The following is a 25,003-nucleotide window of genomic DNA, read 5'->3' on the forward strand; positions in this document are numbered from 1 at the left end:
TCGGGGCGGACGTGGTTGTCGACTACAAGACGCAGGAATTCGATAAAGTCCTGTCTGGCTATGATCTCGTGCTGAACAGTCAAGATCCAAAGACGCTCGAAAAATCCTTGGGCGTGCTCAAGCCGGGCGGCTGGCTCATTTCGATCTCGGGGCCGCCGGACCCGGAATTCGCACGGGATTTCGGGTTGAACCCGTTCCTGAAACTTGTCATCCGCCTGCTGAGCCGCGGGGTCAGGAATAAGGCCAGAAGCCTTGGCGTCCGTTATTCCTTCCTGTTCATGCGCGCCGACGGGCGGCAGCTGGGCGAGATTGCCTCCCTGATTGAATCCGGCGCGATCCGACCGGTCGTCGACAAGGTGTTCCCCTTTGAGGCGACGGGGGATGCGCTGGCCTATGTCGAGTCCGGGCGCGCCAAAGGCAAGGTCGTCATCAACATGGAGCAGAAATCATGAACTGGGGCTCCGACCGCTGATTGTTCTGGAAACGGTCGGGCAATCAGGGTCGGCTTTCCGCCGCTTTGTGACCTTCGCTGGCGGGAACGGGGTGCTCGATTTCGAGTGCTAATTCGCGCTCGCCAGTTGCTGCCTAAACGGATGCGCCGGATAGGCGCCCAGAATGGTCACCGTCTCGGAGAAGAATTTCAGCTCTTCCAAAGCTCGGGCGAGATTGGGGTCTTCGGGATGGCCCTCGACATCGACCAAAAATTGCGTCGCGGCGAATTCGCCATTGACCATATAGCTTTCAAGCTTGGTCATGTTGACGCCATTGGTGGCGAAGCCGCCGAGCGCCTTGTAAAGCGCCGAAGGCACGTTGCGCACGCGGAAGACGAAAGTCGTCAGCATCGGACCGTCAATCCGCTCGCGCAGCGGTTCGCGCGACAGGATGATGAAGCGGGTGGTGTTGTGGTCCTCGTCCTCGACAAAGCGGGCGAGCACGTCGAGTCCATAGATTTCGGCGGCGAGTTCCGGCGCCAGCGAGGCGCGGCTCTTGTCGCCCCATTCGGCCACTTCGCGCGCCGACCCGGCCGTGTCGCCGGTGGTCACCGCCTTGAGCCCGTAACGCTTGATGATTTTCCGGCACTGGCCGAGCGCGTGGACATGGCTGTAGACGCTGCGCAAATCCTCGAGCCGCGCGCCCTTGACGCCGAGCAGGTGGAAATGGATAGGCAGAAAATATTCCCCGATGATGTGCAGCCCTGAATCGGGCAGGAAATGATGGATGTCGGCGACGCGTCCGGCCAGCGAATTCTCGATCGGAATCATGCCGAGATCGGCCCGGCCTTCGCCAATGGCGGTGAAAGCGTCCTCGAAACTGGCGCAGGGCAGGGTTTCCCAGCCGGGATAGACGTCGGAACAGGCGATATGCGAATTGGCGCCGGGTTCGCCCTGATAGGCGATGATCTTTTTCATGTCTTGCTTTCGAGGATTTTACGCGCCCGTTCGAGGTCGTGCGGCGTATCGACGCCGAGCGGCACGGCTTCGACGATTTCCACGTCGATGCGCATTCCCGCCTCAAGCGCGCGCAATTGCTCCAGTTTTTCGCGCCGCTCGAGGGGTGAGGGGGGCAAGGCGACGAAACGCTCCAGAGCGGCGCGTCGATAGGCATATAGGCCGATATGATGATAAAGCGCGCCCTCGCCCCAGGGGGCGGTGGCGCGGGTGAAATAGAGCGCGCGCATGCGGGTCGGGCCGAGCTTCGCCCCGACCATTTTGACCACATTGGGATCGTCACGCTCTACCTCGCGCGAGATCGGCGCCGCCAGGGTGGCGATGTCGACCTTTTCGTCCTGCAGGGGGAGCAGCGAGGCGCGCACGCTGGCCGGCTCGATGGTCGGCAGGTCGCCTTGCAGATTGACGATCACGTCGAAACGCCGGTCCGGGTCGAAACGGCTCAAAGCCGCGCAAATCCGGTCCGAACCGGAGGGCAGGCCGGGCTCGGTCAGCAGGGCCTCGCCGCCTTCGGCATGGATCGCCTCGGCGATGGCGGCGCTGTCGGCGGCGACGAGAACAGGGCCGATCCCCGCCTCCACGGCGCGCCGCCAGACCTGGACGATCATCGGCGCGCCCGCGATTTCCGCCAGCGGCTTGTTGGGCAGGCGGGTCGAAGCGAGGCGGGCGGGGATCACGACGAGGGCGTTTTGCGACATGGACTTGAGCGGCGCCGGTTGCTGGCTGAAGTTTTGGGCGGATTTTGGCCGTTTATACGAGTTGCCAAGCAGGGCGCAAAGCGTTTATCAGAGGCCACCACGCGGAGGCTGCGGCATGACCTTTCTTGACTACCGTTATTTGGGCGCTCTTTTCGGCGCTGTGCTGTTCGCATTATTCCTCGGCGTGTTCAGCGACGCGCTGGTCCATAGCCCCATGCCGAAGGTTCCGGGTTTCGACCTGCCCAGCGGCGAAGCCCCGGCCAAGGCCGCCGCTCCCGCCGCCGCCGCCGTTCCGCTGCCGGCTCTGCTGGCCAAGGCCGATCCCGCCAAGGGCCAGGCCCTGACCAAGGTTTGCGCGACCTGCCACAGCTTCGAAAAGGGCGGCGCGGCGAAGGTCGGACCCGACCTTTACGGGATCGTCGGCCGGCCGAAGGGCAGCGCCGCCGGTTTCGGCTATTCTGACGCCATGAAGGCCAAGGGCGGCGACTGGACCTTTGACGATCTGAACAGCTTCATCGCCAGCCCGAAGACTTTCGTTCCTGGCACCAAAATGGGCTTTGGCGGCGAGCCCGACGCCGGAAAGCGCGCCGACATCATCGCCTATCTGCGCACCCTGTCCGACAGCCCGGTTCCGCTGCCCGCCGCCGCGAAATAAGGCGGCAGCAACCTTTTGCATCGAGGCCGGGAGCGCGGCTCCCGGCCTTTTTTTGTCGCCGCCGCCGCTGTCATTTCCTAATTGTAATGCGCCTTTGGCGCCTTATCTCTGGCCATGCGGGGCAAAAACGACATAATGGCCCGCGAATCCTGCTCGTTTTCGAGGCTGATTTGCATCCCTTGTCAAAACTGAACCTCACCCGCCGCGCCGCGCTGTTATCCGCCGCCGCTCTGCCCCTGTTCGGTCTGCCCGCTCTTGGGGCGGAAGACCCGGCTCGCGCCGCGGAGGATAAGCTCTGGCGGAAAACCTATGGCCTTTCCTCCTTCGGCGAGCTGAACCAGCCGGAAAATTTTCCGCATTTCGCCTATGCGCGGCCCGACGCGCCAAAAGGCGGACAATTGAGCCAGGAAGCGGTCGCCACTTCCTACGATTCGCTCAACGGCCTTATTCTGTCCGGCAATCCGGCGATCGGCCTCGGCCTGATCAACGACAGCCTGATGTCCGGCAGCCTCGAAGAGGACAATGCGCTTTACGGTCTCGTCGCCCGCTCGGTCGAGATTTCGCCGGACAAGCGGCAATATCGCTTCCATCTGCGACCCGAGGCGCGTTTTCACGACCATTCGCCGCTGACCGCGAAAGACGTCGTTTTTTCGCTCACCACCCTGCGCGAAAAAGGCCATCCGATCATCCGCCAGACGCTGCGCGATCTGGAAAGCGCCGTCGCCGAGGGCGACGATGTCGTGCTGGTGACGCTGCACGAAGGCTTTGGCCGCGATTCCATCCTCAATATCGCCGGACAGCCGATCCTTTCCTCGGCCTATTACGCCAAGCATCCCTTCGACCATTCCGGCATGGAGCCGCCGCTGGGCTCGGGCGCCTACAAGATCGGCGCTTTCGAACAGGGCCGCTTCATCGTCTACGAGCGGGTGCCGGACTATTGGGCCAAGGATCTGCCGGTCAATGTCGGCCAGAACAATTTCGAGGCGATCCGCTACGATTATTTCGGCGAACGCGCCGTCGGTTTCGAGGCGTTCAAATCCGGCGCAGTCAACCTGCATGAATCCTCCACCGCCTCGGAATGGGCGACTGGCTATGATTTCCCCGCGGTGCGCGACGGAAGGGTGATCAAGATGGAGATTCCCGACCGGCGCAGCCCCGGTTTCCAGGGCTTTTTCTTCAACACCCGCCGCGCCGTCTTCAAGGATCCGCGTATCCGCGAAGCCCTGGGCTATTGTCTCGATTTCGAATGGTCGAACCGCAACCTGTTCTACGGCGCCTACAAGCGCGCCCATAGTTTCTTTGAAAACACCGACATGAGCGCCGAAGGACTGCCGTCGCCGGAGGAACTGGCGCTGCTGGAGCCCTTGCGCGACAAGTTGCGGCCAGAGGTGTTCGGCCCGCCTTACGCGCCGCCGGTTTCCGACGGCTCCGGCCAGGATCGCGCGCTTTTGCAGCGCGCCAACGCCTTGTTGCTGGAGGCCGGTTGCAAGCGGCAGGGGACGCAGTTGCTGCTGCCCGACGGGACGCCCTTCACTTTCGAGGTGCTGGAATTTTCCAACGCCTTCGACAAGGTGGTGCAGCCGATGTTCAAGAACATGCGCCTGCTCGGCATCGAGGCGCGGCTGCGGGTGGTCGATTCGGCGCAATACAAGCAGCGCATCGACGCTTTCGACTTCGACATGGTGACCGACCGCAAGATGATCGGCGGCGTGCCGGGCGAAGAATTGCTGGCCTATTTCGGCTCGAAATCCGGCCAGACCAACGGCGGCCTCAATCTCGCGGGGATCAACGATCCGGCGGTGGACGTGCTGATCGACAAGGCGCTGAACGCCAAGAGCCGCGCCGAACTGGTGTTTATCTGCCGGGCGCTCGACCGGGTTCTGCGCTCCGGCCAATACTGGATTCCTAACTGGTTCTCGCCCAATCGGCGCATCGCCGCCTGGGACGATTTCGGCCATCCCGACACATTCCCCAAACTCGATCTCGGCATCGGCTCGCTGTGGTGGTGGGACGCTGAAAAGGCCGCCGCCGTCAAGGCGAGATCCTGATGCTGTTCTACGTCGCGCGCCGGATATTGCTGATGATCCCGACGCTATTCGGGATTCTGGCCTTGTCCTTCGCCATCGTGCAATTCGCGCCCGGCGGCCCGGTGGAACGGGTGCTGGCGCAGATGCAGGGCCAGGATTCCGGCGCCACCTCGCGGTTCGGCGGCGGCGGCGGCAGCGCTCTGGCCAATGCGCAAGCCAGCGCGGCGTCGCAATTTTCCGGCAAATATCGCGGCGCGCAGGGGCTAGATCCGAAATTCATCGCCGAACTGGAAAAGCAGTTCGGCTTCGACAAGCCGCCGCTGGAGCGTTTCTGGCTGATGATCCGCCATTATGTGGTGTTCGATTTCGGCCGCTCCTATTTCCGTGACGCTCCGGTCCTGTCGCTGATCAAGGAGAAGCTGCCGGTCTCGATGTCGCTCGGCTTGTGGATGACCTTTCTGTCCTACGCCATTTCGATCCCGCTCGGCATCGCCAAGGCGCGCCGCGAGGGCGAGCCCTTCGACACCTGGACCTCCGCCGTCATCATCGTCAGCTATGCGATCCCGAGCTTTCTCTTCGCCATTCTTTTGATCGTGCTTTTCGCCGGCGGCTCGTTCTGGCAGGTTTTTCCTTTGCGCGGCCTGACCTCCGATGATTTCGATCAACTGACCCTTTTGGGCAAGGTGAAGGACTATCTTTGGCACATCGTGCTGCCGGTAAGCGCCTTGACGCTCGGCGCCTTCGCCACCACCACTTTTCTCACCCGCAACGCCTTCATCGACGAAATCCGCAAGCAATATGTCGTCACCGCGCGGATGAAGGGGCTGGCCGAGCGCAGCGTGCTTTACGGCCATGTCTTTCGCAACGCCATGCTGATCGTCATTGCCGGCTTCCCCGGCGCTTTCATCTCGGCCTTTTTCACCGGCGCGCTGCTGATCGAGACGATCTTCTCGCTCGACGGCCTAGGACTTCTGTCGTTCGAATCGACGCTCAACCGCGATTATCCCGTGGTTTTCGCCAATCTTTATATTTTCGCGCTGCTCGGACTGGCGATCAACCTCATCTCCGACCTCACCTATGCCTGGATCGATCCGCGCATCGATTTCGAAACGCGGGAGGTGTGATGTCGCTCAGGCCGATCACCCGCCGCCGTCTCGACGCCTTCGTGCGCAACCGGCGCGGCTATTACGCGCTGTGGATCTTTCTTTTCGCCTTCATCGCCTCGCTTGGCGCGGAAGTGATCGCCAACGACAAGCCGATCCTCGTTTCCTACAGGGGCGAGTTGCTGTTTCCGGTGCTGAAGGATTACCCGGAAGAAAAGTTCGGCGGCTTTCTAGCCGAGACCGATTACCGCGATCCGTTCATCATCAAGGAGATCAATGCCCATGGCTGGATGATCTGGCCGCCGATCCGCTATTCCTATGACACCCATAATCTTTCGCCGCCGACGGCGGTGCCGTCGCCGCCGACCTGGATGCTGACCGACGCGCAATGCGCCCACGGCAAGACCTTCGACGGCCAGCCGGCGAAAAACTGCAGCGAAATCGAATGGAACTGGCTCGGCACCGACGACCAGGGCCGCGACGTAACGGCGCGCCTCATTTACGGATTCCGCATTTCCGTGCTGTTTGGCCTGCTGCTGGCCGGCATATCCTCGGTGGTCGGCATAGCGGCGGGCGCCGTGCAGGGCTATCTCGGCGGCTGGACCGATTTGCTGTTCCAGCGCTTCATCGAAATCTGGTCTTCGCTGCCCAGCCTCTACCTGCTGATCATCCTGTCGGCGATCATCACCCCGAGCTTTTTCGTGCTGCTCGGGATCTTGCTGGCCTTCTCCTGGGTCAGTCTGGTGCACCTGGTGCGCGCGGAATGCCTGCGCGCCCGCAATTTCGATTATGTGCGCGCGGCCCGGGCGCTGGGGCTGTCGAACGCCAAGATTTTGCTCAAGCACGTCCTGCCCAACGCCATGGTGGCGACGCTGACCTTCCTGCCCTTCATCCTCAATTCCTCGATCACCACCTTGACTTCGCTGGACTTCCTCGGCTTTGGCCTGCCGCCGGGGTCGCCCTCGCTGGGGGAATTGCTGCTGCAGGGCAAATCCAACCTGCAGGCGCCCTGGCTCGGCCTGTCCGGCTTCGCCGTCATCGCCGCCACCTTGTCGCTGCTGGTGTTCATCGGCGAGGGCCTGCGCGACGCCTTCGATCCGCGAAAGGGCTTTTCGTGACGCGGATCATGGCGGAAGCGCCCTTGCTCGAAATTTCCGGGCTCAGCGTTGGTTTCGGCCCCGCGGGCAGGGAAGTCCTCGCCGTCGAAAACGCCTCCCTTACTCTTGAGCGCGGAAAAACGCTCGGGCTGGTCGGCGAATCCGGTTCGGGCAAATCGGTGACGGCTTTGTCGATCGTCCGACTGATGGCGCCGGGCGCCAAAATTCTTGCCGGGACCATTCATTTCCAGGGCCAGGAACTGACCAAAGCCAGCGAATCGGTGCTGCGCAACTTGCGCGGCGCGCGCATCAGCATGGTGTTTCAGGAGCCGATGACTTCGCTCAATCCGCTGCACAAGATCGAGCGGCAGATCGGCGAGATTCTCGCCATTCACGGCATGAGTTCAGGAGAAAAGCGCCGGGCGCGGGTGCTCGCACTTTTGCGCGAAGTCGGGCTGCAAAACGCCGAAAGCCGGATGAACGCCTACCCGCATGAGCTGTCCGGCGGCCAGCGCCAGCGCGTGATGATCGCCATGGCTCTGGCCAATCGACCCGACCTGCTTATCGCCGACGAGCCGACCACCGCCCTCGACGTCACCGTGCAGGCGCAGATTCTCGACCTTTTGCGCGATCTGCAGGCGCGCTACGGCATGGCGATCCTGTTCATCACCCATGATCTCGGCATCGTCCGCCGCATGGCCGACGAGGTCGCGGTGATGCGCAAGGGGCTCATTGTCGAGACCGGCCCGGCCACGCGCATTTTCAATGCGCCGCAGCACGAATATACCCAAATGCTGCTCGCCGCCGAGCCGAAAGGCGCCGCCCCGCCCGCCGACGCCCACGCGCCGGAAGTGCTGGCGGCGCAGGACCTGCGTGTCTGGTTTCCGATCAAGAGCGGTTTCTGGCGGCGCACCACTTCTTACGTCAAGGCCGTGGACGGCGTGTCGCTGATCCTGCGCAAGGGCCAGACCCTGGCCGTGGTTGGCGAATCCGGCTCAGGCAAGACCACGCTCGGACTGGCGCTGTTGCGGCTGATCCGCTCGAAAGGGCCGATCCTCTACCTCGGCAAGAATATCGACGGGTTTGGCGCCCGCGAGATGCGGCCGCTGCGCCGCCATCTGCAGATCGTCTTCCAGGACCCCTATGGTTCGCTGTCGCCGCGCATGTCGGTGGCGGAAATCGTCGAGGAAGGCCTCGTCATCCAGAACAAGGGCCTGTCGGCGGCGGAGCGCCGCGCGGTCGTCGCCAAGTCGCTCGCCGACACCGGCCTCGATCCGGCGACCATGGACCGCTATCCGCACGAATTTTCCGGCGGCCAGCGCCAGCGCATCGCCATCGCCCGGGCGCTGGCGCTCGATCCCGACGTGATCGTGCTCGACGAGCCGACTTCGGCGCTGGATCGTTCGGTGCAGGCGCAGATGATCGACCTGTTGCGCGACCTGCAGGAGAGGCGCGGCCTGTCCTATCTGTTCATCAGCCACGATCTGAAAGTGGTGAAGGCTTTTGCGTCGCAAATCATCGTGCTGCGGGACGGAAAAATCGTCGAACAGGGCGACGCGACCGAGATTTTCGCCAATCCGCGCGAAAAATATACCCAAGAATTATTCGCCGCCGCCTTCGATCTCGCCGCCGAGCCTGAAACCGCATCGGCGTCGTAGCACTGACGGAAAACCGCGCTAAACTCGACCGATCGAAGGCGTTCTCCGGGGAAAGTGCGAATGAAGGTCGATTCCGAAAACCACTCCCTCCTCGGCCATCTGAAATCGGACCGGCGCTATCTGGCGATGCTCGGGCTCGGCTTCAGCGCCGGCATTCCCTATCTTCTGGTCTATCCGACGCAGTCGGCCTGGCTGTCGGACGCCCAGGTGCCGATCCAGACCATCGGGCTGATGAGCGAACTGACCATCGCCTACAAGCTCAAGTTCATCTGGGCGCCCTTCCTCGATAAATATGACGCGCCCTTTTTCAGCGCCTGGCTTGGGCGCCGGCGCGGCTGGATCGTGCTCTCGCAGATCGCGGTCATGGCGTCGCTGATTGGCGTCGCCTTCGGCGATCCGGCCAATTTTCTTGGCTATACGGTGGCCTTTTCGTTGGCGCTGGGCGTCGCAGGGGCGACGCAGGACGTCACCATCGACGGCTGGCGCATCACCTCGGTTCCCGTCGCCAAGCAATCGGTGATGACCGCCATTTGCGAAATGGGCTACCGTTTCGGCAATCTCGCCGCCGGCGCCGGCGCGCTGCTGCTCGCGGAGCGCTATGGCTGGCCGATCGCCTATGGATTCATGGCGTCGCTGATGCTGATCGGCGCGGTCTCCGCCTTCATTGCGCCGGAGCCCGAGTCGGATTATACCGCCAGCCGCCAGCATCCGGGCTTCGTCGCTACGGTGTTCGCGCCGATCAAGGAAATGGTGGTGCGACTCGGGCCTTTGGCGCTGCCGATATTCCTGATGATCGCCGGTTTTCGCCTGCCCGGCTATATTTCCAGCGCCATGGCGATTCCGCTGTTCAAGAGCCTGAATTATTCCAACGCCGACATCGCCACGGTCACTAAATTGTTCGGCTTCGGGATCGCCCTCGCCGCGACCTTTTCCAGCGCTTTCATCATACGAAAAATAGGCCTGATGCCGAGCCTCCTGCTCGGCACGGTAGCGGGATCGGCGTCGCATCTGAGCCTCGCCTGGCTCGCCTCTCAGGGCGGCGGCGATTTCTGGAGTTTCGCCGTCTCGGTCAGCATCGAAGGCTTCGCCTATGCCTTCGCGCAGGTGGTGCTGATCAATTACATGTCGTCGATCACCACGACGGAACTCGCCGCCAGCCAATATGCGCTTCTGACTTCGCTTTGCGCTTTTCCGGGCAGCATTCTGGCGGGCTCGTCCGGCTTCATCATCGCCCATACCGGGTTTCCGATGTTTTTCGTCTTCACTTCGCTGATCGGCATACCCGTGGCCTTGTTGTGCTGGTATGTGCTGCGCCTGCACGCCGACGTGACGCCGGACCCGGAGCGACATGGATCGGGGCCGGCGAAACAAACGAGTTGAAGGGCTCAGCGTTTACCTGACTCGATGCTGGGCGAAAAACCGCATCATTTCCCGGCTGGCGTCGGGTCCATGCGGGTCGGTATAGGTCCCCTCCGCGCTGCCGCCCGACCAGGCATGGCCGGAGCCATGCAGGGTCCATTGTTCCGCCATCGGGCGTCCGTTTTCGTCCAGGTGAACGGTGCGGGTGTATCCGCGCCCGCCGGCGGCGACGCCGCTGATGACCTCAACCCGCAGGTTCGCTCCGCCAGTGGCCTGAACGATCACCTCTTCGCCATTGGCGGGATGGACCGTGGTGTCGCAATCGCCGTGGAACACGATGGCTGGAACCGCGGCGCCGTCGTCGCTGGATCGCCGCGATGTTGCGCCTTGCCTCATCGCCGAGAAGGCGGACGGCATGTCGCTGGCGGCGCCGCAGGCCAGTCCGGAATGGACGCCGATGGCCGCATAAACATCGGGGTAGAGCGAACCCATGTTCGCCGCCGCCGCGCCTCCGGCCGACAGGCCGGCGATATAGACGCGGCCCTTTTCGACCGGAAACTCCTCCATGACCTGGCGGGTGATTCCGGCGATCAGCGAAGGCTCGCCGCGATCTCGTTGCTGGTCGCCGGCATTGAACCAGTTCCAGCATTTTCCGAAATTGGCCGATTGCGCCTGCGCCGGATAGGCGACGAGGAAAGTTTGCTCCTCGGCGAGCAGGTTCATCCGCGTGCCGGCGGCGAAATCGTCGGGCGACTGGGTGCAGCCATGCAGCATCACCACCAGCGGCAGGTCCTGGCCGACATAACTGCGCGGGACGTAGAGCTTGTAAGCGCGCGAGCCCTCGGCGTTGGCGAAGCTGCGGGGTTGGAAACGCGTTTCGTCCGACGGACGGGCCGGTGCGCGACGCAGTCGGGGCGCCAGTATTTCTTCGAGCGATTTGTCGAGCTTCAGGTCGAAATGCCGCCCAAACTGCTGCTTGACCCGTTCCCCGCTGCGTCCCTGCACGCGCGCCCGGGGCGGTGTGTGGACTTGCTCCGGGGGATCGACGATCTCCTTGAGCTGGCCATCAATGCTCTCATCGAGCTTTTCGTCGAGCGGCGCCTCGCCCGGTTGGCCAAAGCCGGGAACGGGGCGCAAGCGGCCGATGCGCCGGACAAGGCCGCCCAGCGCCCTGGGGAGCGAAAATCGCGGCACGCCCCCGCCGCCCAGCTTGGATGCGAAGGAATCGGCGTCGAACCGCGGCGCGGCGTCGGAAAGGGGAGCGACCGAGAGCGAGCGCCGCAGGGCGGCCATCGCTTCGTCGAGCCGGCCTTCGCGCGTCAGGCGAACCGCCGTCAGCATGTCGATCTTGTTTGGGGCGTTCATGAAAGCTTCCTGTATAGGTTGGGATTCCTGGCGCGACAGCGGCGCCTCGGTCTGGATCGTCTTGATGTGCGAAGGGGTCAGCAGAGGCGGTCGGCCAAGGCGGCTTTCACCGCGGGACTCGCTTGCAGCGCGCCGAGAACGTGGATGGAGGCGATGGTTTCGGCGGCAAGTTCGGGTGAGACATCGTTGGCGATGACCGCCAGCCCGAGAACCTGGATATGGAGCTTCTCGCCTGCGGCGCGCGCGGCCTCGAGATCCTCTCGGCTGTAACGCCGCAGGCCGAGGTCGAGCTTGTGCCTTGTGAGCGACTGCTTGACCGCGTCATTGTGGCGATCGAGCTGGTTGCGAATCGCTGTGCGGATGAAATCGGTGCGGTTGGAAAAAAATCCTTCCTGCACCAGGAGGTCGATATGGCCGAGATCGACGTAGCCGAGATTGATCGTGATCTTCTCGCTGTCGGCCGGCTTCGGCCGAAATTCATGAATTTTTCCGTCCATTATCTCCATCCATCTACCATCCATGTGGATGGATATAGGATGGTCAAGGGCGATTGCAAGTCCCAAAAATAGGCGAGGGGCGTTATTCAGGCGTTGACGAACCCGCTTCGCCACGGCGCAAAAGTTCGGCGTCGAGCCGTTGCATCGCTTCGAGTATCGCCTGCGACTTGGCCAGGGAGCCGGTGTTGTCCGCGGCGGGCCGTATGCCATGCGGATCGGCCTTGCCGCGCATTTCCCGCTGCTGGCGGGCGGCAATATCCCGGGCTTTGGCGTGAGCTTCCCGCAGTCGACGGCTGATGGACTTCAGTTGTTCCAACGACAAAGCTCCGATTTCTGGCTCCCTTGTGGCGTTCACCAATTCGAGTTCCCCGGCGTTGAGGAGGCGATTCTCGGATTCGGCTTTTGTGGGCATGGCGAACTCCCATGGAAACGTAGGTCGGGATGGGCAGATTAGCAAAATTCGGCCGTGCACGGGATAGCGCTGCCCCGAATAGGCGTGGAAAGAACAAGGTTGAAACCTGAAACTGGCGTCCCGGAAGGGATTCGAACCCCTGACCTACGGTTTAGGAAACCGTTGCTCTATCCTGCTGAGCTACCGGGACGCTGTTCAGGCCACTGTCGATTCTCGAAAGCAGCCGGACAACGCGCCCTCCCTAACATAAAATCTTCGCCGGAAAAACCGCCTGCGGCCATATCGTGCTACCTTCAGCGTCGCCAACATGAACCGCCGCTATCTCGCCCCGATCGCCGCCCTGTTACTTGCCCTCCCGCCTTGCGCCGGCCGCGCGGCGGCGCCTTTGGCCTGCGATTTTGCCGCCCCACGCGAAAATGTGCGCCTTGCCCGCGTCAATGACCGGCTCGACATGGTCCTTGCCGACGGACGCATGATCTATTTTCCTTCGGTGGAGCCGCCGCGCGCCACGCCAGCCGCGCCCGACCGGCCGCAAAAGGTCGCGGCGGAATTGACTTCGCTCCTCGCGGACAAGAATCTCGCATTGCAAAAGCTCGGCGGGGCGGATCGCTGGGGCCGGATTCCGGCTTTGCTGTTCGTCGAAGGCGAGGCCGAATCGGTGGACGAAATTCTCGCCTCCGCCGGCCTTGTCATGGCCAGCGGCGATTCGGCGGCTTGCGGCAAACCCGCGCTGGCGGCGGAAGCGGCGGCGCGCGGCGAAAAACTTGGAATCTGGGCCGACCCGGATCTGGCGATATTGCTCGCCGACGACGGCCGGAATTTCGCCGGCCGGGCCGGGACGCTGGCGCTGGTCGAGGGCCGGGTAGCCAGTTTCGGCCACACGGCGCCGCGGCTTTATCTTAATTTTGGATCGGGACGCGGCGGCTTTTCCCTGACCATCGCCAAACGCAATCTGCCTTTGTTCGAACGGGCGGGGTTGGGCGAGAAAAACCTGCTGCATCGATCCATCCGCGCTCGCGGCGTGGTGGAAATCGGCGCCGCGCCGCAAATCGAATTGTTCCATCCCGATCAAATCGAGTTTATTGAAGATCGAAACTGACGCGGGCTCGGCCGCGGCGCAGGGATTTACGCGAAAGATTGAGCGTGGTTTTCAGGGGCAAGCCTTTCCCGATCCGGCGGGAGAGGGTTTTCGACAGGACGACGGGTTCGGATGGCGGCAGATTTGCGTAAATCGAAGCGGAGGCGCCCGGAGGCGCGCTCGCCGCAAGTCCCGACCCCGCGAGTTCTGGCGGCGCTTTTGCTGCTTGCCTCCTGTTCCACGCTGGAGCGCCAGGGCGGAGCGCCGGAAATCGCCGCGCCCGCCGCCCCGGCGGCCGCGCCCAAGACGCTCGCCGAAACGCCCAACGACGCCGAACGCAAAAGGCTGATCGCGCTCTATGGCGGCGAATACCGCTGGCCGAAGGCGGAAGCCTACCTGAACGAGGTTCTGGTCAAGCTGGCGAAGGCCAGCGAGACGCCCGGCCAGCCCTATCGCGTCGTCATTCTCAATTCGGGCGTCGTCAACGCCTTTGCTCTGCCCTCGGGCGATCTGTTCGTCACGCGCGGATTGCTCGCCCTGGCCAACGACACTTCGGAAGTCGCCGCGGTGATGGCCCATGAAATCGGCCACGTCACCCAGCATCACGCCTTTTTGCGGGCCGAGCAGGAGAAGAAGGCGGCGCTGATCGCCCAGGCGGCGCGCGTCATCCAGAGCCAGCAGAAAGGCGCCGAGGTTGAGTCGAGTTCGGCTTTGACGATAGCCGGGTTCTCGCGCCAGCAGGAGCTGGAGGCCGACCATATCGGCATAGACGTCACGGCGCGGGCCGGCTACGATCCTTTCGGCGCGGCGCGTTTCCTCAATTCGCTTGCCCGCTCCAGCGCTTTCCGCGCCTCGCTGATTGGTCAGAAAACCAACGAAAAGCCGGATTTTCTCGCCAGCCATCCTTCGACGCCCGAGCGCATCGCTGAAGCTTTGGCGGCGGCGCGGCAGATCGGGGCGCCGGGGCTGGGCCAGGCCGCGCGGGGGCCCTATCTGGCGGCGATCGACGGCATGGCCTTTGGCGACGATCCGACCGAAGGCGCCATCAGGGGGCGCAAGTTCATCCATCCGCGTCTTGGCTTTACCTTCGAGGCCCCGGAGGGCTTTGTCCTGGAAAACTCGTCGCAAGCCGTGCTCGGCGTGGCGGAAGGCGGCGCCGAGGCGTTGCGGCTCGACAGCGTGCGCGCGCCGCAGGGCAAGTCGCTCACCGAATATGTGACTTCGGGCTGGATCGACGGATTGCTGGACTCGTCGATCCAGTCCACCGAGATCAACGGCATGCCCGCCGTTGTGGCTAACGCCCGCGCCGGCGAATGGAATTTCCGCGTCGCGGTCATCGCCTATCACGACGATTTCTACCGCATCATATTCGCGGTGAAAGCCTTGACGCCCGAGGCCGATGAGCGTTTCTCCAAGTCGATCGCAACCTTTGCCCCGATGACGCGGGAGGATGCGTCGCAGGCTCAAGCCCTGCGCCTGCGCCTTGCGATGGCCGGGCCGCTCGACACCGCCGATTCGATGGCGGCGAAAATGGCGGCCCTTGACCGCCCGCTCGATCAGTTCCTGGTGCTGAACGGACTGGAAGGCCCGACCCTGAAGCTGGGCGAAACTTACAAGATCGTCACCAACTAAAAAGGCGGCGGGTTTCCCCCGCCGCCTTGTCTGGTCGAAGCTTGGCGCCGATCAGTAGTTGTAAGCGCGTTCGCCGTGGTCGGAAATGTCCAGGCCTTCGCGCTCCTGATCGGGGGTCGGGCGCAGGCCGACGATCATATCCACGACCTTGTAGAGAATGGCCGAACCGACGCCGGACCAGAGCAGGGTCGTCAGCACGGCCTTGCACTGGATGATGACCTGGGTCGCCATGTCGTAGGTTCCGACATTGTTTCCGGCAATGTTGGTATAGTCGGTGAGCCCGACGCCGCCCAGTGACGGGGCGACGAGTATGCCGGTGGCGATGGCGCCGGTGATGCCGCCAACGCAGTGGACGCCGAACACATCGAGCGCGTCGTCATAGCCGAACTTGCTCTTCACCGTGGATACGAAGAACAGGCACAGCGGCGACACCGCCAGACCGAGGACCAAGGCGCCAATCGGGCCGGCATAGCCGGAAGCCGGGGTGACGGCCACGAGGCCGGCGACCGCGCCCGAAACCATGCCGAGCAGGGAAGGCTTGCCCTTGACCGCCCATTCAACCAGCAGCCAGGACAAGGAAGCGCCTGCCGTGGCGACCATGGTGTTGACGAAGGCGAGAGCCGTGGTGCCGTTGGCCTCGAGGTTGGAGCCGGCGTTGAAGCCGAACCAGCCCACCCACAGCAGCGAGGCGCCGATCATGGTCATGGTCAGCGAATGCGGCGGCAAAGCTTCCTTGCCGTAACCGATGCGCTTGCCGATCATGATCGCGCCGACGAGGCCCGCGATGCCGGCGTTGATATGCACGACCGTGCCGCCCGCGAAGTCGAGCGCGCCCCACTTGAACACCATGCCGGCGTCTTCATTGACCTTGTCGAGAGCCGCCTGGGCCGCCGCCTTGGCCGTTTCGTCGGTTGCCGGGCCGAGCGCCTTGGCCGCGTCGCCGATGGCGTCCGGGCCAGCCCAGTACCAGACCATGTGGGCGATGGGGAAATAGACCAGCGTCACCCACAACAGCACGAACAGCATCACCGCCGAGAATTTTATACGCTCGGCGAAGGCGCCGACGATCAGCGCCGGGGTGATCATGGCGAAGGTCATCTGGAACACCATATAGGCGTATTCCGGAATCACCACGCCGTTCGAGAAGGTCGCCGCCACGGAAGTGGTGTCGACGCCCTTGAGGAAGGCCTTGGAGAAGCCGCCGGCGAAATTATTCAGATCGCCGCCATTGGTGAAGGTTTCGGAATAGCCGTAGAGCACCCACAGCACGCCGACCAGGGAAACGATGGCGAAAACCTGGGTGAGGACGGAAAGCATGTTCTTGGTGCGAACGAGGCCGCCATAAAACAAGGCGAGGCCGGGAATGGACATCATCAGCACCAGGGCGCTGGAGATCAGCATCCAGGCGGTGTCGCCCTTATTGGGAACGGGGGCGGGCGCGGTGTCCGCGTAGGCCGCGCCGGCGCAGAGCGCAAGTCCGGCGAGCGCAAGGCCGAGCGCCTTCAGCCCGTCCTTGCGGGGGGGGAACGATATCATTTCTGACTCCTGACTAAAGGGGGGATTAAAGAGCGTCCGAATCGCGCTCGCCGGTGCGGATGCGGATCGCCTGATCGAGCGGGCTGACGAAAATCTTGCCGTCGCCGATCTGACCGGTGCGGGCGGACGAGGAAATAGCCTCGATGGTCTTGTCCACCAGTTCGGCGGCGACTGCGACCTCGATCTTCAGTTTGGGCAGAAAGCTCACGGCATATTCGGCGCCGCGGTAGATTTCGGTATGACCTTTCTGGCGGCCGTATCCCTTGACTTCCGTCACTGTCAGACCGTGCACGCCGACCGCGGTAAGCGCGTCGCGCACCTCGTCCAGCTTGAACGGCTTTATGATAGCCATCACGATTTTCATCTGCTGTTCCCTATATTTTTTGGCGAAATCCTGGACATCTCGCGTCCGGGGTCGCTTCTTGGGCGGGCTCGCCGGGCCAAAAACCCGGCCGGCTCACTCCTGCTTAACAAGGACCATGCCAGAAAGAGCAAATCTCCAAGCCTTGGAAAAACAGGCTTTTTCCGGGCATTTGTGGCGGAATTCCCGCGTCGGGAGGGCATTTGATGAAATTTTAGGCGCAATGCCGGGCAAGGTTGCTGAATCGACTGTTTTTTAGTCACCAGCTCTCCGGGCCTGCCTCCCGATTGCGCCGGAGGCGAATCAAACCCTCCTGCGCCACCGACGCGATCAGCTCGCCGCTGCGCGAATAAAGGGCGCCTCGGCTGAAACCCAACGAACCTGAAGCATTCGGGCTGTCCTGCACATAAAGCATCCATTCGTCGGCGCGGAAGGGACGATGCAGCCATAAAGCGTGATCGAGGCTCGCCGCCTGGATTTCGGGATGGAACACGGAGCGGCCGTGCGCGATCAACGAAGTGTCGAGCAGGGTCATGTCCGACAGATAGGCCAGAGCCGCGCGGTGAATGGCGGGATCGTCGGGCAACGCGGCCGAGGTCCGCACCCATATTTTCTGGGCGGGATCCGCGTCCAAGCCCCGCGAAACATGGCGGCCGGCGTCCACGGGCCGCATTTCGATCGGGCGCTCGCGTTCGAAATAGCGCCGCACGGGCTCGGGCATGCTGGCGCCGTGCCGCTCAAGAAACTCGCTCTCGTCCGGCAGTTCCTCCGGCGCCGGCGCCGGCGGCGGCGGGCTGGCGTGATCCAGTCCCGGTTCGGCGTTATGGAAAGACGCGGCCAGGAAAAAAATCACCTTGCCGTGCTGGATGGCGTGGACGCGGCGGGTGGCGAAGCTGCGCCCGTCGCGCAAATGTTCGACCTGATAGACAATGGGCACGCTGGGATCGCCGCCGAGCAGGAAATAGGCGTGCAGTGAATGCGGTACGGAGTTTTCGACGGTGCGTTGCGCCGCCACCAGAGCCTGGGCGATGACCAGGCCGCCGAAAACGCGCTGCCAGCCGACCTGCGGGCTGCGTCCGCGAAACAGGTCTTCCTCGATCTTCTCGAGATCGAGAATCGCCAGGAGATCGGTGATGGCTTTCGACATGCGGGGCCTGAAACAGCATTGCCCAAACGGATGGACCGCGACAAATCGCCGCGGTCCATGAGTTGGTTCATAGTTGAACGTTTTTTGCCGCGCCGTCAAGCGATGGACCGGGTCGCCAAACGTTCAGATCGCCTCGTTGTCCGTTTCTCCGGTGCGAATACGAATCGCGCGCTCCAGCGGCGAGACAAAGATCTTGCCGTCGCCGACCTGGCCGGTATGGGTCGCGCTGCGGATCGCCTCGAGGACGATATCGACCTGCTCGTCGCGGACGGCGACTTCGACCCGCATCTTGGGCAGGAAGGTCACGACATATTCCGCGCCGCGGTAGATTTCGCTATGCCCCTTCTGCCGTCCAAAGCCCTTGGCTTCGCTGATGGTCATGCCGTCGATGCGCAGATCGGCAAGGGCTTCGCGTACTTCGTCGAGCTTGAATGGTTTGATGATTGCAGTGATCAGTTTCATGTATTTTGCCGGAATGGTGGTTCGCCTCGAACAGGCAGACATATGTGTCGCATCGATGAGCAAGTTGCACAAGTGCGCGCCATCGCCGCGGGCGGCGCCCTCGCCGGATCGCGCCGGCGCAGTCATACGGGATTGGTGATTGCGTGATCGCGACGACTCGCGCGCGTCACTCGTCGAGGGGGCGCGCCTCTTCCGGCAGCATGATCGGAATGCCATCGCGAATCGGATAGGCGAGACGGGCCGCCAGCGACACCAGTTCGTTACGCGCGCGGTCGTAGCGCAGCGTCGTCTTGGTCAGCGGACAGACCAGAATCTCCAGAAGCCGGGGATCGACCCGGGCGGCGTCCGCAGGCGCGACAGCGCCGGTCTGGTCGGGGGAGGGCGCGTCATTCATGGCCTTGATCCTATTGCAACGGCTTGACCGCTTTGGTGACGCGCGACAGCGCGATTTCCGCCAGGGCCAGCAGCAGGTCGGCGCGGGCGACGAGATCGGAGGCTTCGAGCAGGGCCTGTTTCTCGGCCGGATTGAACGGACCGATCATGGAGAAAACCGCGATCATGTCAAAATCGGGCATGGCTTCGATATCGCTGCGGGCGATATCCATATTCAGCGCCTGGGCCAGGTCGAAGGCGATGGCGTTGAGACTTTCCCGCCGTTCCGGGGAAATGATTTCCTCGGGCGCGAAATCCTCGGCGAACGAATTGAAATCCACCCGCGCCTGCCGATAGGGCGTCGTCGTGTCGAGTTCGGCGACGAGACGGAAACGGGCTATCCCGCTCAGCACCGCGATATAACGGCCGTCGCCGGTTTCCGACAATTGAGTGATGCGCCCGGCGGCGCCTATCCCGCGCAACACCGGCGTCTTGCCCGGCCCGACGTCGGCGCCGCCCGCGGGCTGGACGATGCCGATGATCCGTTCGCCGCGCATGGCGTCGTCGAACATGGCGAGATAGCGCGGCTCGAAAATATTCAGCGGCAATTGGCCGCCCGGCAGCAGGATGGCCCCGGACAGCGGAAACAGCGGAATGGCCTCCGGCAGGTCGGAGGCCCGCAGATAGGTCTTGTTCATCGCCATGGCCGGTCCGATCAAGAAAAGAGCAGGGACGACAATTGTCGACGGGCCGAAAGCGTCGTCGGATCGATTGGCCCCCAGCTTTCGAATAATTGCAGGAGCAACTTCCGGGCCGCGCCGTCGTTCCAGGCGCGGTCGCGCTTAAAAAGATTCAGCAATTCCTGCGCGGCGGCGTCGCGGCGCCCGGCGGCGTTGAGCGCCACGGCCAGATCGTAGCGCGCCTGATGGTCCGTCGGGACATTTTCCACCCGCGCCAGCAGGTAAGCGAGGTCGCCGACCGATCCGGCCTGCTCCTGCAGCGCCAGCGCGGCGCGCGCCGCCGCGACGGGCGCGATCTGAGCCTGGTTCGCCGGGATGGCGTCGAGGATTTCTTTCGCCTCGTCGAGCTTTCCGCGCGAAATATTCACTCGGGCGAGGCCGGCGAGAGCGCCGGCATGGGCCGGATCATGCTCGATTATCCCGAAATAGGCGGCTTCCGCCGCGTCGTTGTCGCCGGCTTCGAGCAAGGCCTGGGCGTCGGCGAACAGAGCCTCGACATCGGGACCGACCGGGCCGGCGCAGCGCTCGATAAAGGCGTTGATCTCGCTTTCCGGCAAGGCGCCCATGAAGCCGTCGACCATCTGTCCGTCGCGAAAGGCGACGACCGCCGGAATCGACTGGATGCCGAGTTTCTGCGCGATATCAGGATATTGATCGATATTCATCTTGGCGAGGCGGATTTTTCCGCGCGCCGCCTTGACGATCTTTTCCAGCACCGGGCCCAATTGCTTGCAGGGGCCGCACCAGGGGGCCCAGAAATCGACGAGGACCAGCCGGCGAATGGATTCTTCCATCACCTCGGAGCGAAAACCCTGCAAGGTCACGTCGATCAGGTCGGCGGCGGCGCGGCCGCCATTGGTCAGGGAAGCAAGGGTGTTTTCCGCCTGTGGCATTGCGAGTCCTGTCGGTTTTCCGAGGAATGGCTGTAAAATGGCGGCGCTTGACGAGTTTCGCAACCGCTTACATGCTTTCGTCGGGCGCAGGCCAGGAAAAAACCGCTAAAACCCGCCCATGGCGATTTAGCGAAAAAAGTACCACGGCGCCCTGTTGCAATGTCCAAGCGTTTGCGGCATATAGCCCCCACGACGCCTCGGCGTCGTCCCACGGATGCGGGTGTAGCTCAGGGGTAGAGCACAACCTTGCCAAGGTTGGGGTCGAGGGTTCGAATCCCTTCGCCCGCTCCAATTTACCAAAATCGCCGAATGTGCTGGGACTGGTCGAGTTTCTCGACCGGTCCCGCGCGTTTGCGCGCGATATCCGGGCTGGAAAGCCCGGCTAGTTCTTCGCGCCATCCAGCCGCGCAAGCTCCTGCCGGATCCAGCCATTGACCGTCAACGGCCCGCGATTCCAGAGTTTTTCCGGAATGCGAACAAAGCTCAGCTCATGTTGCTTTTCACGCGAACAGCCGATGAGACGGTCGTCGTACCAGCCTGTCCAGACCTGCCAATCTTCGTTCGCCCTCAGCAGGTGATCGCGCAGACTGCGCCAGACGCCCCCCAGCGGTTGGCCTTCGGGCCAAAGGCGCGACTCCGCGACGGCAGAAACCGCTGCGCCAGCTTCGATTTGCTCGGCGTCGGCGGAGATGGCCTCCCAAAAGGCCCTGCGTATTTCGCCATCGTAAATGGCGGCGGCCGAACCGACGGCCCCGGCAGCCGATTTGGCGGCTTCGCCCAAGGAGGTTGCGAGATCGGCGGATTCGGCGGCGAAACCGGCCGCGATGGCGGCGTCGCAGGCGACTGTGGCGTCGGCCGCGTCGTCGGCTGCTTCCGCAGCGTCGGCGGCGTCGATCGCCCCGACCCGGTCGGCAACCTCGGGATATCGGGCGGCGCACCAGGAGGCGGCCAGCGCGCGAAACACCGGCAGGACGATCTGTGAGCGAAAGAACCCTTGACCGTCGACATGGTGGAGATCTGCCTCCAGCATCGGAAGAACCCGCAAGGAAGCGCGCACGGCGATCGCCGCGCTCACGCCGCGCTCATGGGCCTGGAGCCAGGCCAGCAGGCTTTCGCTGTCGCCGAATTCCGGGGCGGCGGCGCCAGGTTCAATCGGATCGGTCATTGCGCGAGAAGCCTTTCCATTGGCGATCTTTCGCCGGCCCTTGCGAACCGGCGCTCAGATCAGATCATGGCCCTTCGAATGGGCCAGAGCCACCAGCTTGGCCAGTTTGCGCGGCTGGGATTCGGCCAGCGCCGCGCCGCGCCCCGAAAGGCTGGGATTGGTCATGAAATAGTTCTGCGCGGAAAAAGCTTCCTCGTCCGGGCCGGGCGCGATGCGCTTGCCGGTTCCATCGCTGAGGATTTCCCAGCTCTGGACGTTGTCGAGCAGATTGGCCAGCAAAACCTGTTCGAGAATCTGCGCATGCAGGGTTTCCTGGAAAATCGGCATCAAGGTTTCGACGCGGCGATCGAGGTTGCGCGGCATCAGGTCGGCGGAAGAGATGTAGAGCGGCGCTTCGGGATTGGGCAGGCCCTTGCCATTGCCGAACGCATAGATGCGCGAATGTTCGAGATAGCGGCCGATGATCGACTTCACCCGGATGTTTTGCGACAGGCCCGCCACCTGCGGCCGCAGGCAACAGATGCCGCGCACGACCAGTTCGATGCGCACGCCGGCGGCGCTGGCGCGATAGAAGGCGTCGATGATCTCGGGGTCGGCCAGCGAATTGCACTTCGCCCAGATCACCGCCGGCCGTCCCGCTCTGGCGTGTTCGATCTCGGCTTCGATATGCTGCAGCAGCCGCGGCTTGGCGGAAATCGGTGAAATCGCCATCCGTTCCAGCTTTGCCGGCTCGCCATAGCCGGTGATGAAATTGAAAATGGCGGCGACGTCGCGTCCGATCGCGGGATCGGCGGTGAAGACCGACAGATCGGTATAGATGCGCGCCGTGATCTGGTGGTAATTGCCGGTGCCGACATGGCAATAGGTCGCCAGCCCGCCCGCTTCCTCGCGCACCACCATCGACAGCTTGGCGTGGGTCTTCAGGTCGGCGAAACCATAGACCACCTTGACGCCGGCGCGCTCCATCTTGCGCGACCAGGAAATATTGGCTTCCTCGTCGAAACGCGCCTTCAATTCGACCACGGCGGTGACGGACTTGCCGTTCTCCGCAGCCTCGATCAGCGACTTGATGATCGGGCTGTCGGTGGAGGTGCGATAGATCGTCTGTTTGATCGCCATCACCGCGGGGTCGCGGGCCGCCTGCTGCAGATATTGCAGGACGACGTCGAAAGTCTCGTAGGGGTGATGGACGACGAAGCCCTTGTCGCGGATGGCGGCGAAAACGTCGCCGTCGAATTCGCGGACGCGCTCGGGGAAGCGGGCGGTGAAGCTGGAGAATTTCAGGTCCGGGCGCTCGACCGAGCAGAGCTGCGACAGGCGCGATAGCGCCAGCAGGCCCGATTCTTCCACGACCTCATTGGCTTCGACGCCGAGTTCGCGCTTGACGAAATCACGCAGGCGGTCGGGCGTTCCGGAGGCGATTTCCAGCCTGATGACCGATCCGCGCTGGCGCTGCTTGATCGCCGCCTCGAAGTCCTTGACCATGTCATCGGTTTCTTCGGCGAATTCGATGTCGAGGTCGCGCACGATGCGGAACAGGCCCTTCGACATGATCCGGCAACTCGGGAACAGGCGGTCGGCGAACAGCTGGATCACGTCCTCGATGCGGGCGAAGCGCGCGGCGCCGTCCGTCGCCGGCAATGACACAAAGCGTTTCAGCCGGCCGGGGATCGAGACGATCGCATTGAAGGGATGGCCGTCGTGGCGGACCAGTTCGGCGACCAGCGACAGTTCCAGATTGGGGATGAACGGGAAGGGATGCGCCGGATCGACCGCCAGCGGCGTCACCACCGGGAACACATTCGACGCAAAAAAAGCCTCGAGCACGGCAAGATCGTCCTGCGCCATTTCCGCCGCTTCGACGATGACGATTCGCTGCTCGGACAGTTCGCGCCGCAAATCCTTCCAGCAGGCGTGCTGGTCGGCGGTGAACTTTTTTACGCGCAACGCCAGCGCCGGGAGCAGTTCCGACGGCGCAAGGCCATCCATCGACGGCTCGGCGTTTCCGGCCTCGACCTGCTCGATCACTCCCGACACCCGGACCATCAGGAACTCATCGAGGTTGTTGCCGGAAATCGACAGGAAGCGAATCCGTTCAATGAGGGGATTGGCCGGATTCTGGGCTTCTTCGAGAACCCGCTGATTGAACTCGAGCCACGACAATTCGCGGTTCATGAACCGTCCTGCGCCATTGGCGCGAACGGCTTCCTGGGCTAGTTCCTCTTGGCTCGCATCGGTCTCGGCATATTGGGTCAGCGACATGTCTCAGGCTCCGGATTGCGAGGCTTTGGCTCTAGTGGGCGGACCCGTAGTCAAAAAAACCGCGTCCGGTCTTGCGGCCGAGATAGCCGGCGTCGCACATCTGCCGGAGCAGCGGGCTGGGGCGGAATTTCGGGTCGTTGAAGCCCTGGTAGAGCGTTTCCATGATGTCGAGGACGATATCGAGGCCAATCAGGTCGCCCAGCGACAGCGGCCCCATCGGATGGGCGGCCCCGAGCTTCATCATCGAATCGACGTCTTCGGCGGAAGCGACATTTTCGTAAACGCAGTTGATCGCCTCGTTGATCATTGGAATGAGAACGCGATTGACCACGAAACCATAACTGTCGCGGGAAACGCGCGCCTGCTTGCCGATGGCGCCGACCAGGGCGACGATCGTCGCGCAAACCTCGTCGCTGGTCTGCATGGCGCGGATGATTTCGACCAGCTGCATCATCGGCACGGGATTGAAGAAATGCATCCCGATCACCCGACTGGGCGTTTTTGACGTCGCCGCGATTTTGGTCAGCGAAATCGAGGAAGTGTTGGAGGCGAAAATCGTTTCGGGACCGCAGACCCGCTCCAGATCGGCGATGACCGCCTTCTTGACCTCGAATTTCTCCAGCACCGCTTCGACCACCAGATCGCAATCGCCAAGGTCCTCCACGGCAATCGTCGGGGCGATGCGCTGCAGCGCCGCCTCGGCGTCGGCAGCGGTCATTTTTTCTTTCGCGACCAGGCGGGCGAGGCTGTTTTTCACTGTCGCCACGCCATGGTCGAGAGCGCCTTGCGCGATCTCACGCAGCACCACCGGATAGCCCGCCACCGCGAAAGCCTGGGCGATGCCGTTGCCCATCGTGCCCGCGCCGATGACGCCGATGCGCCGGATTTCCTGGGCCATTCACCGCTCCCGCTAATTTTCGCGCCTTGCATCCGCGCGCTGCCGCCCGCCGCTACGGAGACAAAATTGTTGGCGCACCCTGCCAGATATATTCCTGGTGGAAAAATTAGACGCGCTGTTTGACACTCCGGTGACTAC

Annotated in this window: 24 protein-coding genes and 2 tRNA genes; 10 read left to right on the top strand and 16 right to left on the bottom strand. The window is 63.1% G+C overall.

What is annotated here, in order from left to right:
• On the top strand, nt 1–452 hold a 452-nt coding region (locus ACLP2E_RS14105), incomplete at its 5' end, for a zinc-binding dehydrogenase (protein ID WP_442466305.1).
• A 108-nt stretch (nt 453–560) separates the two neighbouring features.
• On the opposite strand, the gene ACLP2E_RS14110 is transcribed toward ACLP2E_RS14105, so the two are convergent.
• Nucleotides 561–1,409 carry a prephenate dehydratase gene (locus tag ACLP2E_RS14110; protein ID WP_442461158.1) on the bottom strand — a complete coding sequence of 283 codons (849 nt, stop codon included), beginning with the start codon at nt 1,407–1,409 and terminating at the stop codon, nt 561–563.
• Nucleotides 1,406–2,146, bottom strand: a complete 741-nt coding sequence (locus ACLP2E_RS14115) for a 3-deoxy-manno-octulosonate cytidylyltransferase (protein WP_442461157.1) — start codon at nt 2,144–2,146, stop codon at nt 1,406–1,408. The genes ACLP2E_RS14110 and ACLP2E_RS14115 overlap by 4 nt, the downstream gene beginning before the upstream one ends.
• A gap of 115 nt (nt 2,147–2,261) precedes the next feature.
• Here ACLP2E_RS14115 and ACLP2E_RS14120 point away from each other — a divergent pair, with 115 nt between their 5' ends.
• The 6 genes from ACLP2E_RS14120 to ACLP2E_RS14145 all read left to right on the top strand — a co-directional run bounded on the left by ACLP2E_RS14120 (nt 2,262) and on the right by ACLP2E_RS14145 (nt 10,066).
• On the top strand, nt 2,262–2,801 hold the full coding sequence (locus ACLP2E_RS14120; RefSeq protein ID WP_442466306.1) for a c-type cytochrome: 540 nt from the start codon (nt 2,262–2,264) through the stop codon (nt 2,799–2,801).
• Nucleotides 2,802–2,980: 179 nt separating this feature from the next.
• Complete coding sequence (locus tag ACLP2E_RS14125) at nt 2,981–4,849, top strand: extracellular solute-binding protein (protein WP_442461155.1); 1,869 nt, start codon at nt 2,981–2,983, stop codon at nt 4,847–4,849.
• Nucleotides 4,849–5,952 carry a microcin C ABC transporter permease YejB gene (locus ACLP2E_RS14130; RefSeq protein WP_442461154.1) on the top strand — a complete coding sequence of 368 codons (1,104 nt, stop codon included), beginning with the start codon at nt 4,849–4,851 and terminating at the stop codon, nt 5,950–5,952. The genes ACLP2E_RS14125 and ACLP2E_RS14130 overlap by 1 nt, the downstream gene beginning before the upstream one ends.
• A complete protein-coding gene (locus ACLP2E_RS14135; protein WP_442461153.1) occupies nt 5,952–7,049 on the top strand; it encodes an ABC transporter permease in 1,098 nt (365 codons plus the stop codon). Before ACLP2E_RS14130 ends, ACLP2E_RS14135 begins: the two co-directional genes overlap by 1 nt.
• Before the next feature lie 8 nt (nt 7,050–7,057).
• Nucleotides 7,058–8,686 (top strand): ABC transporter ATP-binding protein, encoded by a 1,629-nt coding sequence (locus tag ACLP2E_RS14140; RefSeq protein ID WP_442466327.1) that lies wholly within the window; start codon nt 7,058–7,060, stop codon nt 8,684–8,686.
• A 60-nt stretch (nt 8,687–8,746) separates the two neighbouring features.
• Nucleotides 8,747–10,066: an AmpG family muropeptide MFS transporter gene (locus ACLP2E_RS14145; RefSeq protein ID WP_442461152.1), complete on the top strand. Its 1,320-nt coding sequence runs from the start codon at nt 8,747–8,749 to the stop codon at nt 10,064–10,066.
• A 12-nt stretch (nt 10,067–10,078) separates the two neighbouring features.
• On the opposite strand, the gene ACLP2E_RS14150 is transcribed toward ACLP2E_RS14145, so the two are convergent.
• The 4 genes from ACLP2E_RS14150 to ACLP2E_RS14165 all read right to left on the bottom strand — a co-directional run bounded on the left by ACLP2E_RS14150 (nt 10,079) and on the right by ACLP2E_RS14165 (nt 12,509).
• Complete coding sequence (locus tag ACLP2E_RS14150) at nt 10,079–11,410, bottom strand: extracellular catalytic domain type 1 short-chain-length polyhydroxyalkanoate depolymerase (RefSeq protein ID WP_442466307.1); 1,332 nt, start codon at nt 11,408–11,410, stop codon at nt 10,079–10,081.
• Between the two features lie 77 nt (nt 11,411–11,487).
• Nucleotides 11,488–11,907 (bottom strand): CopG family transcriptional regulator, encoded by a 420-nt coding sequence (locus ACLP2E_RS14155; protein ID WP_442461150.1) that lies wholly within the window; start codon nt 11,905–11,907, stop codon nt 11,488–11,490.
• A gap of 82 nt (nt 11,908–11,989) precedes the next feature.
• On the bottom strand, nt 11,990–12,319 hold the full coding sequence (locus ACLP2E_RS14160; protein ID WP_442461149.1) for a hypothetical protein: 330 nt from the start codon (nt 12,317–12,319) through the stop codon (nt 11,990–11,992).
• 113 nt (nt 12,320–12,432) lie between these two features.
• Nucleotides 12,433–12,509, bottom strand: a tRNA-Arg gene (locus ACLP2E_RS14165).
• Nucleotides 12,510–12,626: 117 nt separating this feature from the next.
• Between ACLP2E_RS14165 and ACLP2E_RS14170 the strand changes: the two genes are divergently transcribed.
• Together ACLP2E_RS14170 and ACLP2E_RS14175 are read left to right on the top strand one after the other, a co-directional pair.
• Nucleotides 12,627–13,418, top strand: coding sequence for a hypothetical protein (locus tag ACLP2E_RS14170; protein WP_442462911.1), 792 nt, complete (start codon nt 12,627–12,629; stop codon nt 13,416–13,418).
• A 123-nt stretch (nt 13,419–13,541) separates the two neighbouring features.
• Complete coding sequence (locus ACLP2E_RS14175; protein WP_442462910.1) at nt 13,542–15,029, top strand: M48 family metalloprotease; 1,488 nt, start codon at nt 13,542–13,544, stop codon at nt 15,027–15,029.
• Between the two features lie 51 nt (nt 15,030–15,080).
• Here the strand turns inward: ACLP2E_RS14175 and ACLP2E_RS14180 are convergent, their stop codons facing one another.
• The 7 genes from ACLP2E_RS14180 to trxA form a co-directional block, all read right to left on the bottom strand.
• Entirely contained in the window at nt 15,081–16,565 is a 1,485-nt protein-coding gene (locus ACLP2E_RS14180) for an ammonium transporter (protein ID WP_442466308.1), read from the bottom strand.
• 25 nt (nt 16,566–16,590) lie between these two features.
• Nucleotides 16,591–16,929: a P-II family nitrogen regulator gene (locus ACLP2E_RS14185; RefSeq protein WP_442462908.1), complete on the bottom strand. Its 339-nt coding sequence runs from the start codon at nt 16,927–16,929 to the stop codon at nt 16,591–16,593.
• Nucleotides 16,930–17,185: 256 nt separating this feature from the next.
• On the bottom strand, nt 17,186–18,073 hold the full coding sequence (gene tesB / locus ACLP2E_RS14190; RefSeq protein ID WP_442464574.1) for an acyl-CoA thioesterase II: 888 nt from the start codon (nt 18,071–18,073) through the stop codon (nt 17,186–17,188).
• 123 nt (nt 18,074–18,196) lie between these two features.
• Entirely contained in the window at nt 18,197–18,535 is a 339-nt protein-coding gene (locus ACLP2E_RS14195) for a P-II family nitrogen regulator (RefSeq protein ID WP_442464575.1), read from the bottom strand.
• 166 nt (nt 18,536–18,701) lie between these two features.
• Nucleotides 18,702–18,929, bottom strand: a complete 228-nt coding sequence (locus tag ACLP2E_RS14200; RefSeq protein WP_442464576.1) for a Trm112 family protein — start codon at nt 18,927–18,929, stop codon at nt 18,702–18,704.
• 10 nt (nt 18,930–18,939) lie between these two features.
• Nucleotides 18,940–19,611 (bottom strand): LON peptidase substrate-binding domain-containing protein, encoded by a 672-nt coding sequence (locus ACLP2E_RS14205; protein WP_442464577.1) that lies wholly within the window; start codon nt 19,609–19,611, stop codon nt 18,940–18,942.
• Between the two features lie 11 nt (nt 19,612–19,622).
• Nucleotides 19,623–20,540, bottom strand: coding sequence for a thioredoxin (trxA, locus tag ACLP2E_RS14210; protein WP_442464578.1), 918 nt, complete (start codon nt 20,538–20,540; stop codon nt 19,623–19,625).
• 216 nt (nt 20,541–20,756) lie between these two features.
• Between trxA and ACLP2E_RS14215 the strand changes: the two genes are divergently transcribed.
• Nucleotides 20,757–20,831, top strand: a tRNA-Gly gene (locus ACLP2E_RS14215).
• A gap of 91 nt (nt 20,832–20,922) precedes the next feature.
• Here the strand turns inward: ACLP2E_RS14215 and ACLP2E_RS14220 are convergent.
• From ACLP2E_RS14220 to ACLP2E_RS14230, 3 genes are read right to left on the bottom strand one after another with little or no spacing between them, the layout of a single operon-like run.
• Nucleotides 20,923–21,705 (bottom strand): hypothetical protein, encoded by a 783-nt coding sequence (locus tag ACLP2E_RS14220; RefSeq protein WP_442463380.1) that lies wholly within the window; start codon nt 21,703–21,705, stop codon nt 20,923–20,925.
• A 54-nt stretch (nt 21,706–21,759) separates the two neighbouring features.
• The gene (locus ACLP2E_RS14225; RefSeq protein WP_442466309.1) at nt 21,760–23,967 is read right to left on the bottom strand and encodes an RNA degradosome polyphosphate kinase; all 2,208 of its coding nucleotides are present in this window, start codon (nt 23,965–23,967) and stop codon (nt 21,760–21,762) included.
• Between the two features lie 31 nt (nt 23,968–23,998).
• Nucleotides 23,999–24,865: a 3-hydroxybutyryl-CoA dehydrogenase gene (locus ACLP2E_RS14230; protein WP_442463378.1), complete on the bottom strand. Its 867-nt coding sequence runs from the start codon at nt 24,863–24,865 to the stop codon at nt 23,999–24,001.
• Between the last annotated feature and the right edge of the window lie 138 nt (nt 24,866–25,003).

Source organism: Rhodoblastus sp., assembly GCF_052145335.1.
Classification (GTDB): domain Bacteria; phylum Pseudomonadota; class Alphaproteobacteria; order Rhizobiales; family Beijerinckiaceae; genus Rhodoblastus.

What these genes read in the sequence shown, in the direction of transcription:
- trxA (WP_442464578.1), bottom strand. Translation starts at nt 20,540, where the DNA reads ATGCCACAGGCGGAAAACACCCTTGCTTCCCTGACCAATGGCGGCCGC.
- ACLP2E_RS14135 (WP_442461153.1), top strand. Translation starts at nt 5,952, where the DNA reads ATGTCGCTCAGGCCGATCACCCGCCGCCGTCTCGACGCCTTCGTGCGC.
- ACLP2E_RS14150 (WP_442466307.1), bottom strand. Translation starts at nt 11,410, where the DNA reads ATGAACGCCCCAAACAAGATCGACATGCTGACGGCGGTTCGCCTGACG.
- ACLP2E_RS14230 (WP_442463378.1), bottom strand. Translation starts at nt 24,865, where the DNA reads ATGGCCCAGGAAATCCGGCGCATCGGCGTCATCGGCGCGGGCACGATG.
- ACLP2E_RS14205 (WP_442464577.1), bottom strand. Translation starts at nt 19,611, where the DNA reads ATGGCGATGAACAAGACCTATCTGCGGGCCTCCGACCTGCCGGAGGCC.
- ACLP2E_RS14195 (WP_442464575.1), bottom strand. Translation starts at nt 18,535, where the DNA reads ATGAAACTGATCACTGCAATCATCAAACCATTCAAGCTCGACGAAGTA.
- ACLP2E_RS14145 (WP_442461152.1), top strand. Translation starts at nt 8,747, where the DNA reads ATGAAGGTCGATTCCGAAAACCACTCCCTCCTCGGCCATCTGAAATCG.
- tesB (WP_442464574.1), bottom strand. Translation starts at nt 18,073, where the DNA reads ATGTCGAAAGCCATCACCGATCTCCTGGCGATTCTCGATCTCGAGAAG.
- ACLP2E_RS14155 (WP_442461150.1), bottom strand. Translation starts at nt 11,907, where the DNA reads ATGGACGGAAAAATTCATGAATTTCGGCCGAAGCCGGCCGACAGCGAG.
- ACLP2E_RS14170 (WP_442462911.1), top strand. Translation starts at nt 12,627, where the DNA reads ATGAACCGCCGCTATCTCGCCCCGATCGCCGCCCTGTTACTTGCCCTC.
- ACLP2E_RS14225 (WP_442466309.1), bottom strand. Translation starts at nt 23,967, where the DNA reads ATGTCGCTGACCCAATATGCCGAGACCGATGCGAGCCAAGAGGAACTA.
- ACLP2E_RS14160 (WP_442461149.1), bottom strand. Translation starts at nt 12,319, where the DNA reads ATGCCCACAAAAGCCGAATCCGAGAATCGCCTCCTCAACGCCGGGGAA.
- ACLP2E_RS14115 (WP_442461157.1), bottom strand. Translation starts at nt 2,146, where the DNA reads ATGTCGCAAAACGCCCTCGTCGTGATCCCCGCCCGCCTCGCTTCGACC.
- ACLP2E_RS14140 (WP_442466327.1), top strand. Translation starts at nt 7,058, where the DNA reads ATGGCGGAAGCGCCCTTGCTCGAAATTTCCGGGCTCAGCGTTGGTTTC.
- ACLP2E_RS14220 (WP_442463380.1), bottom strand. Translation starts at nt 21,705, where the DNA reads ATGACCGATCCGATTGAACCTGGCGCCGCCGCCCCGGAATTCGGCGAC.
- ACLP2E_RS14180 (WP_442466308.1), bottom strand. Translation starts at nt 16,565, where the DNA reads ATGATATCGTTCCCCCCCCGCAAGGACGGGCTGAAGGCGCTCGGCCTT.
- ACLP2E_RS14110 (WP_442461158.1), bottom strand. Translation starts at nt 1,409, where the DNA reads ATGAAAAAGATCATCGCCTATCAGGGCGAACCCGGCGCCAATTCGCAT.
- ACLP2E_RS14120 (WP_442466306.1), top strand. Translation starts at nt 2,262, where the DNA reads ATGACCTTTCTTGACTACCGTTATTTGGGCGCTCTTTTCGGCGCTGTG.
- ACLP2E_RS14185 (WP_442462908.1), bottom strand. Translation starts at nt 16,929, where the DNA reads ATGAAAATCGTGATGGCTATCATAAAGCCGTTCAAGCTGGACGAGGTG.
- ACLP2E_RS14200 (WP_442464576.1), bottom strand. Translation starts at nt 18,929, where the DNA reads ATGAATGACGCGCCCTCCCCCGACCAGACCGGCGCTGTCGCGCCTGCG.
- ACLP2E_RS14130 (WP_442461154.1), top strand. Translation starts at nt 4,849, where the DNA reads ATGCTGTTCTACGTCGCGCGCCGGATATTGCTGATGATCCCGACGCTA.